The organism is Methanobrevibacter filiformis (assembly GCF_001639265.1).
In the GTDB taxonomy this organism is placed as follows: domain Archaea; phylum Methanobacteriota; class Methanobacteria; order Methanobacteriales; family Methanobacteriaceae; genus Methanacia; species Methanacia filiformis.
Window position 1 is genome coordinate 1 of sequence record NZ_LWMT01000011.1, and the last position, 8,855, is coordinate 8,855.

Annotated in this window: 7 protein-coding genes; 5 read left to right on the plus strand and 2 right to left on the minus strand. The window is 26.0% G+C overall.

The window, feature by feature from the left end:
• Positions 1-511: 511 nt before the first annotated feature.
• The 3 genes from MBFIL_RS00465 to MBFIL_RS00475 all read left to right on the plus strand — a co-directional run bounded on the left by MBFIL_RS00465 (position 512) and on the right by MBFIL_RS00475 (position 4,611).
• Positions 512-2,143: an ATP-binding protein gene (locus tag MBFIL_RS00465; protein ID WP_066970377.1), complete on the plus strand. Its 1,632-nt coding sequence runs from the start codon at positions 512-514 to the stop codon at positions 2,141-2,143.
• A 492-nt stretch (positions 2,144-2,635) separates the two neighbouring features.
• A complete protein-coding gene (locus tag MBFIL_RS00470) occupies positions 2,636-3,430 on the plus strand; it encodes an ABC transporter permease (protein WP_066970380.1) in 795 nt (264 codons plus the stop codon).
• A gap of 383 nt (positions 3,431-3,813) precedes the next feature.
• Positions 3,814-4,611 (plus strand): ABC transporter ATP-binding protein, encoded by a 798-nt coding sequence (locus tag MBFIL_RS00475; protein ID WP_066970382.1) that lies wholly within the window; start codon positions 3,814-3,816, stop codon positions 4,609-4,611.
• 111 nt (positions 4,612-4,722) lie between these two features.
• Here the strand turns inward: MBFIL_RS00475 and rfbD are convergent, their stop codons facing one another.
• Both rfbD and MBFIL_RS00485 read right to left on the minus strand, forming a co-directional pair.
• Positions 4,723-5,556: a dTDP-4-dehydrorhamnose reductase gene (gene rfbD / locus MBFIL_RS00480; RefSeq protein WP_066970385.1), complete on the minus strand. Its 834-nt coding sequence runs from the start codon at positions 5,554-5,556 to the stop codon at positions 4,723-4,725.
• A gap of 204 nt (positions 5,557-5,760) precedes the next feature.
• Positions 5,761-7,077, minus strand: coding sequence for a nucleotide sugar dehydrogenase (locus tag MBFIL_RS00485; RefSeq protein WP_066970391.1), 1,317 nt, complete (start codon positions 7,075-7,077; stop codon positions 5,761-5,763).
• A gap of 185 nt (positions 7,078-7,262) precedes the next feature.
• Here MBFIL_RS00485 and MBFIL_RS00490 point away from each other — a divergent pair, with 185 nt between their 5' ends.
• Both MBFIL_RS00490 and MBFIL_RS10395 read left to right on the plus strand, forming a co-directional pair.
• Positions 7,263-8,075 (plus strand): hypothetical protein, encoded by an 813-nt coding sequence (locus MBFIL_RS00490; RefSeq protein ID WP_157078602.1) that lies wholly within the window; start codon positions 7,263-7,265, stop codon positions 8,073-8,075.
• A 17-nt stretch (positions 8,076-8,092) separates the two neighbouring features.
• On the plus strand, positions 8,093-8,320 hold the full coding sequence (locus MBFIL_RS10395; RefSeq protein ID WP_157078603.1) for a hypothetical protein: 228 nt from the start codon (positions 8,093-8,095) through the stop codon (positions 8,318-8,320).
• The last annotated feature ends 535 nt before the right edge of the window (positions 8,321-8,855 follow it).

The following is an 8,855-nucleotide window of genomic DNA, read 5'->3' on the forward strand; positions in this document are numbered from 1 at the left end:
ACTAAAAATAGTTATTTTTAAACATTTAATTTTTATTATCCTTTAAACTATTTTTAATTCAATTTAACTAATTAATATGAGTTATTTATTAATTATAACTATTTTAAACATTTATTTTTTATAAAAATTATGTATTAATGACTTACAAATATTTTAATTTATTTTAATTAGATATCTATTTTTACAAAAAATAATTATTGCACAGCCAATTTAAAAGGATTTTTATTTAAACACTGATTTCGCAAAATAGAAATTTTGCAAAATCTCATTATAATCATTTTAAACAGTTTTTATAGCTTTAAAAGGATTTAAAAGATTTTTATTTTTTCGAAATCATCATCCAAAGTATTTTTCTTGTACTATGAAAAAATATTTATATTATTTGAAACAATCAATAAAATATAGTTAAAATAATAGAACATGGTTAAATTATTTTTTTTAGTTAATAATGCATTACAAAATAATTGTTATTTCATTAATGTTTATTCATTGATTTTAGGATTTGATTTAAATGAACAATATTAAAGGAGATTTGTCAACAGATATATCTGATTTTAAAAAATTAATAAACAGGGACAAGATATATGTTGATAAAACAGATATAATTAAAAGAATGATGGATCTTAGAGGAACCTATCACTTTTTAGCTCGCCCAAGACGATTTGGAAAATCTCTTTTAATAAGTACACTTAATGAACTTTTCAAAGGAAATAAAGAGCTGTTTAAAGGTCTTTATATTTATGACAATTGGGATTGGAATGATATTTATCCAGTTATACATCTTGACTTTAGTGAAGTGGATTCTGAAAATCATGAATTATTTGAAGAAACATTGAATTTTACTTTAGATAGGATAGCTAAGAATTTCTCTACTAAACTCGATGCTAAACATCCTAATATTAAAATTAAGGAATTAATAGAAGAATTATATATTAAATACAATAAAGAAGTCGTTGTTTTAATAGATGAATATGATAAACCTATCCTTGATATTTTAGAGGATAAAACCTCAGCTATATCTGTTCAAAAGAAATTAAAGAAATTTTTTGGAGCATTAAAAAGTGCAGATAGCTATCTTAGATTTGTTTTTATAACTGGAATCAGCAAGTTTTCTAAGGGGTCAATATTTTCAGATTTTAATAATTTAACTGATTTGACATTAAATAAGGATTATTCTACTATTTGTGGTTATACTGATGATGAGCTTGAGAAATATTTTAAAAAATTCATAGATAATTATTCTAGCCAGGAAAATATTAGTTATGAAGAAACTCTTTCTGTGATTAAGCAATTTTATGATGGTTATTCCTGGGATGGGAAAAATTTTCTTTATAATCCTTACTCTTTAGTTCATTTTTTCAATGAAAATCAGTTTAAAAACTTTTGGTTTGAATCGGGTACTCCTAATTTTTTAGTTAAAATATTTAAAGAAAATTTGAATATAGATAATGTTTATGAACCTATAATTAGTTCTGAAGCAGATTTTAATGTTTTTGATATTGAAAATCTTAGACAAATACCTTTATTGTTTCAATCAGGATATTTAACAATTAATAAAATAGAAACAATTAATTATAGGCAACATTACACACTTAGAATACCTAATACTGAAGTAGAAGAGTCAATTACTAAAAATATTTTTGATAATTTTTACAATGAAGTTGAATATACATTTAAATTAAAAAGAAAAGAAATCTTAAATCAACTTAAAGATGGAAATTGTCAATTATTATCTAAATATTTGAAAAAAGAGATAATGAGTATTCATTATTTACTTAAAATGAGAAATTGGAAGTATTATCAGACAGTTATTTTATTTGCAATGAAAGCTTTAAATTTAAATACAAGGTCAGAAGTGGGAATGTTTTCTGGGCGAATGGATATTGTAATTGAAGAAGAAGATAACTACTATTCCTTCCATGATGGAAAAGGACATATAATCATAATGGAAGTAAAATACACTCAAAAAGAAAATAAAGATCTTGAAACACTTGCAAATAAAGCTTTAAAACAGATCAAAGAAAAAGAATACTATGGAAGATATGAGTATGAAAAGTTAGTTCTAATTGGTATTGCAATAAAAGAAATAAAATTAAGTGTAGGTAGTAAAATAGATCTTAAATGTGCCATAGAAAAAATATAGTAAAGTTACACTTAAATTACTTAAAGTTTTAGCATGTATTATGGGTTGAATGAATGATATCAATATAATTTCTGCTTGTTATTACTTTTATTATTAAAATTATTAATCAATGCATTAATTAAGATTATTTATTAAAAAAATTTATTAGTGTTAATGAACAGATATAATATAATCGATTTGAAATAAGAAGTAAATTGATTTATATTAATTTTATTAATCTAAATTAGTAGTCATTTATATTTACATTAGATTAATTCTTTATTAATTAGTTTATAATTTACTAGTGATTTTGAAAAAAATAAAGTTTTTTCATAAATTCTTTTTAAAGGTTACTTTAGTACACATTATGAGATTTTGTAAAATGTTCTATTCTTTTAAATCGAGATTAAAATTTAGATAAAAATTTTTTTTCATCATCTTGCGAAATCAGTGTCTTTTTATTCTATAAATTAAATATTATTCATAAAAATGTAATATTACAACAGTGATTAAATGAGTATTGACAACATAACGAATCACAGACATTATTTAAATCTTAAAAGATATAGATATCTTCTATATGAAATTATTAAGAAAAATATTAAGTTAAAATATAGAAGATCCAATTTAGGGATATTTTGGACTTTTTTTAACCCCCTACTTTTTACAATTGTCTTAACATTAGTTTTTTCAAACCTTTATTCTAGATCTATTGAAAATTTTGCACTATATGTAGTAATAGGTAAATTAATATTTGATTTATTTGCTAGTTCTGTAAGAAGTGGACTTCTATCCTTTGGATCAGCAGGAGAAATAAAAAAAATTTATATTCCAAAATATATTTATCCATTAGCAGGATCACTTAGTGCTTTTGTAACATTTTGGATTTCAATGTTGGTTTTAGTTCTAATGGTTATAGTCACAGGGGTAACTTTAAGATGGTTTGCACTGTTTGCTATTGTACCTATACTTTTACTCTTTGCATTAGCATTTGGTGTTGGATTAACTCTTTCAGTTATAAATGTGTTTTTTAGAGACATGCAGCAGATTTGGGGAGTTATAACACAAATTTTAATGTGGACTAGTGCTATATTTTATCCTGCACGTATTATTCCTGCAAAATATCAGTTTATATTAACTTACAATCCAGTGTTCATTGCAATTGATTCCTGTAGGAACTCTATTATGTATAACCAACCAACAAACCCAATGTCTTTACTATATATTGCAGTCCTAGCAGTGATTTTTATAATCCTTGGAATAATTTTGCTTTATAAATATCAGGATAAGTTTATATTACATCTTTAATCTGTTTCATTAGTTATATTTAATTACATGAAACAAACATTTCAAACTTTTAAAAAAAGTTTGAACAAAAGCTATTTCCATAAATAAAGCATTTTAAGCATTCATTAATATTAATAATATGAGTTAAATTAAAAATGATTTAAAACAATATAATTAGTTGTAATCTATAGAATAATTATTAAATACTTAATTAATATTTAATTAATAGGTTAAATATAGAATAATTATTAAATACTCGATTAATATTTAATTAGTAGATTAAATATTTGATTAATTAATGGAATATTAACTAAATAGTTTTAAATATTAATAGCTATTAAATACTAAAAGTTATAAATTAAACTTCAACATGTTGCTAATTATTTTATAAAGGGTGAATATTCTTGAGTAGAAAAGTTGTTATTGTTGATGATGTGTCTATAAAATTTCTTTTAAAAAAAGAGAGACAGTTCTCAAAAAAGAAAATTACAAACTTATTTAGTAGAAATAATAAATCTGATGATGAATTTTGGGCAGTGAGAAATGTTTCTTTTGATGTGGAAAAAGGAGATAGGCTAGGTATCTTAGGATTAAATGGTGCAGGTAAAAGTACTATACTTAAAATGATAGCTGGTGTGATGAAGCCAACTTTAGGATCAGTTAAAACAAAGGGCAGAATTGTTCCACTTATAGAGTTAGGTGCAGGTTTTAATAGTCGTTATACTGGTAGAGAAAACATATATCTAAGAGGAGCTGTTTTAGGATACCCTAAGGAATTTATTGAAAAGAAATTCGATAAAATAGTTGAGTTTTCAGAGTTAAAAAAATTTATTGATGTGCCGCTTGAAAAATATTCCTCAGGAATGAAATCTAAATTAGGGTTTGCAATTTCAACAATGGTTGAACCTGACATATTAATTTTAGATGAAGTTCTATCAGTTGGAGATGCTAAATTTAAGAAAAAAAGTTTTGCCAGAATGATGGAATTAATTGAAAATGAAAGAACAACTGTACTTTTTGTGTCCCACAGTTTAGGTCAAGTTCGAAAACTGTGTAACAAAGCAGTTTGGATGGAAAAAGGAAAAGTGAAGATGGTTGGGGAATCTAAAGAAGTTTGTGATGCTTATGCAAACTATACTGCCAGTAGTGGAAAAAGAAAAGAACGAAGAGCAAAAGTACAAAATTCAGGAAAAATATCTTAAAAACATTTAAAACGGAAAATAACATAGAGGATAAACTTATTCAAGAAGGAATAAGAAACAAATAAACAAAAACAATTGAATTTACTGAAAAAATTTTTCAGATTCAATTTATTAAAAACTTAAATAATCTTTTAACCCTTTTTTATATGGTCTTAGCGGTTTAAATCCATTTTTAACTAATTTTTCTCCTGATAAGACAGAATATTTAGGTCTTTTTGCAGGTCTTGGAAACTCATCAGTTTTCACTGGATTTACTTTCATATCAATACTTGATAATTCAAAAATATCCTTTGCAAAATCAAACCATGTACAATTATCACTGTTTGTTAAATTGTAGATTCCATATTTATCTGATTGAACAATTTTTGAAATAACTATTGCTAAATCATGTGTAAAGGTGGGTGATCCTCTTTGATCATTTACAACAGAAATTTCGCTATTGTTTTTTGATAATTCAATCATAGTTTTAACAAAATTGTCACCATTTACACCATAAAGCCATGATGTACGAAATATAAAATAGCTATCTATTGTGTTCTTAATAAACTCTTCACCTATAAGTTTACTTTTACCATAAACGTTTATAGGATTAGTATTGTCATTTTCAGTGTATGGAACACTATTTTTTCCATCAAAGACATAATCTGTACTTATATGAATAAGTGTTGAACCAATATTAGCTGAGCAAATAGCTAAATTTTCACATGCTTTTCCATTAATATTATATGCTAATTCTTTGTTTGATTCACATCCATCAACATCAGTGTATGCTGCTGAGTTTATAATTACATCAGGCTTATGCTCACTAATTTTCTCTAAAACTAACTCTTTATTTGTTATATCTAGTGTTTTTGAAGTGGTTGGAATTACCTCATAATTATCAGATAGAACTTCTACTAAGTCACTTCCTAACATTCCATTAGATCCAGTTATTAAAATTCTCATAAAATTCCTCAAGATAAAATAGCTATTTAATTGATCATAGCTTTTATAAAATTAATATTTGATATAATAAATACAATAATAATAGATCAAATTTTTAATATTATAGGAGAGATAGTGAAAAATTTAGAATATTTATTGAGACACATATCCACATCACATCAATACATATATACATTCCATCACATACATACAACATCAGTAAACTTACCTGCCTATTCTATAATATTTTATTCCAAATTTACTTAAAACTTCATCATCATACTGATTTCTACCATCAAATATTACAGGACTTTTTAATGTTTTAGCTATTTTATTAAAATCAGGGCTTTTAAATTCATTCCATTCAGTTACAAGTATTAATGCATCGCAGTTATCTAGAACTTGGTCTCTTTTACTTACATATTCAACATTATCTTTTGGAAGTATTGTTTTAGATAGTTCCATAGATTTAGGATCATATGTTTTCACACTTCCACCAGCTTTAAGTATTTCATTAATTATAACAATAGAAGGTGCTTCTCTCATATCATCAGTACCTGGTTTAAAGGATAATCCCCAAACAGCGAATTTTAAACCAGTTAAATCATCACCAAAATGTTTTTTGATTTTGTTTATAATTACATATTTTTGGTTTTGATTAATCCTTTCCACTTCTTTTAATATTTTTGGAGTGTAACCTACATTTTCACCTGTTTTAATTAATGCTTTCACATCTTTAGGAAAACAACTTCCTCCATAACCACAACCTGCATAAAGGAAACTGTAACCAATTCTAGCATCACTTCCAACACCAAGACGGACTTGATTAACATCTGCTCCAGTTTTTTCACAAATATTAGCTATTTCATTCATAAAAGAGATTCTGGTTGCAAGCATAGCATTTGATGCATATTTTGACATCTCAGCACTTTTAATGTCCATTATTATAAATCTTTCATGGTTTTTAACATATGGTGCATATAATTCTTTTAAAATAGCTATTGCTTTATCATTATCTGATCCTATGATAACTCTATCTGGTCGCATTGAATCTTTAACAGCGGTTCCTTCTTTTAAGAATTCTGGATTTGAAACAACTTCAAAACCATACTCAACTCCCCTATCTTTTAACTCTTTACTAATTATTGATTTTATTTTATCTCCAGTTCCAACAGGAACAGTTGATTTAGTGACAACAATCATATCGTGATTCATAAGTTTTCCAATGTTTTTAGCTATTTCAAAGACTGCAGTAAGATCTGCTTCCCCATCATCTGATGCTGGTGTTCCAACACATATAAAACAAATATTAGAATTAGTTAAACTTATCTCTAGTTCAGTTGTAAATATGATATTTTCTTTTTCATAGTTTTTCACCACTAATTTTTCTAAATCAGGTTCATATATGGGGATTATGCCTTTTTTAAGTGCATTAATCTTATTTTCATCAATATCAACACAATATACTCTATTTCCAAGATCTGAAAAACAAGTTCCTGTTACTAAACCTACGTATCCTGTTCCTATAACCGTAATATTTATTTTAACCACCATATTTATTAGAAATAATTTAATTGAAATGTAATAATTAAAATTTATAAATATAAATAATATCAGTACTTCGTAAAGTATTATATTGTGGTGTGTATTATTAAGTGTATGAAGCGAAAAAATAGCACACCACATAGGTATTATTGAATGATGATGTATTAAATTTTTCGGTGAATATGGTTAGAGATATGTTGGGGTTGAAGTCTTCTTCTAATGTTGTGTATAGTGATAAGATGATTATTTATCATCTTCTTAATGCTGGTGTTTCTCGAACTAGTGTTAGTAATGTTAGTAATACTTGTGTTGATTCTCTTTCAGAAGGAACTATTAGATATCGTCTTCGTAATCTTGATTTAGATATGCTTCATCAGAATCTAAATAAAAATTTGAAGATTCATGGTCTTAAAACTGTACATAAGAAACATAATCAATTTGCTATTGATTTCGTCAACATCCCATACTATGGTAAAGAAGAAAACAGTGGAGACACCATTAAAACTAAACCTAAACAAGGAACTAGTCGATTTTATGCCTATGCCTCCATATACATAATACTAAGAAATAAACGCTACACCTTAGCTATGAAATATATCAGAAAAGGAGAAACTTTAAAAGACACTGTAGACTTTCTAATAAATGAAATCACAACCAATGGGTTTAAAATTAAAGGAATTTTCCTTGATAGGGAATTTTACACTATAGAAATAATAAATTATCTTCAAAATAGAAAAATCCCTTTTATCATACCTTGTGTGAAGAGAGGACCCAGTGGAGGAATACGAAAACTATTAACTGGTAAAAAAAGCTACTCTACTAACTATACCATGCGATCAAAAGGAAATGAAGCCACTTTCCAGGTCAATGTAGTTGTTAAATATTCTAAAGGCAAATATAAAGAAAATGGAGTGAAATACTTCGCATACCCAGTATACAACATGGATTTACCTATTAAAAACATATTTAAAGAGTATAGAAACGCTTTGGAATAGAATCCAGTTACAGACTAATGAACCAAGCACGAACACATACCACCACAAAAAAACCAGTACTAAGACTACTATACATAGGATTAGGTCTCCTACTAATCAACATCTTGATCTATATCCAATGGACACACCTCAGCACACGACAAGGTGGACGCCAAAAAGTAATTTGGACATTCAAAACCATGCTAAAACAAATCAACCGAACAACCGAAGAAAAACTAGGATTCTACAACAAAATAACAATCTAAAAAGAGCAAACCCCACGGAAAAATTCTGAAAATATACATAAAAAACCCTGAAAAATCAAACAAACAAAACCCAATTCAAACAAAACCACAACAGATTCTAACATAACATGAAAAAACAATCGATAAAAAAAGAACAAACCTCAAAAGATAAAAACAAAAAACACATAAAAGATAAAAATACAAAAACACTTTACGAACTACTGAATATTAAATTTGAAAAAATTATTGAATGTATTAAATTCTTGAAGATCTCATTTAATAACTTTGTTTAATTGACTCATTGTATTTTTATTTAAATTAGTTTTATTTATAACTATTTAGATAATTATCCTTGTGTATTGTTAAAAAAGTGTCCTGTCAAACACTAAAAAAATAGCAGTGTAATATTTTCTAAATATCATTTTAATGCACAGCTGTTAAGTTAAGGATTTTTCATGTTAGATATGTAGTGTGTAATGTTGTGATGTTTTTTGTTTATATTCTTATTTTTCTTTTAGCATGTTTTTTATTCTTGATATTGTTAGTCTTGTGTGTC

Bases quoted from the DNA above. Each gene is read 5' to 3' on its own strand.
- MBFIL_RS00490 (WP_157078602.1), top strand. From the start codon at position 7,263: ATGGTTAGAGATATGTTGGGGTTGAAGTCTTCTTCTAATGTTGTGTAT.
- MBFIL_RS00470 (WP_066970380.1), top strand. From the start codon at position 2,636: ATGAGTATTGACAACATAACGAATCACAGACATTATTTAAATCTTAAA.
- MBFIL_RS00465 (WP_066970377.1), top strand. From the start codon at position 512: ATGAACAATATTAAAGGAGATTTGTCAACAGATATATCTGATTTTAAA.
- MBFIL_RS10395 (WP_157078603.1), top strand. From the start codon at position 8,093: ATGAACCAAGCACGAACACATACCACCACAAAAAAACCAGTACTAAGA.
- rfbD (WP_066970385.1), bottom strand. From the start codon at position 5,556: ATGAGAATTTTAATAACTGGATCTAATGGAATGTTAGGAAGTGACTTA.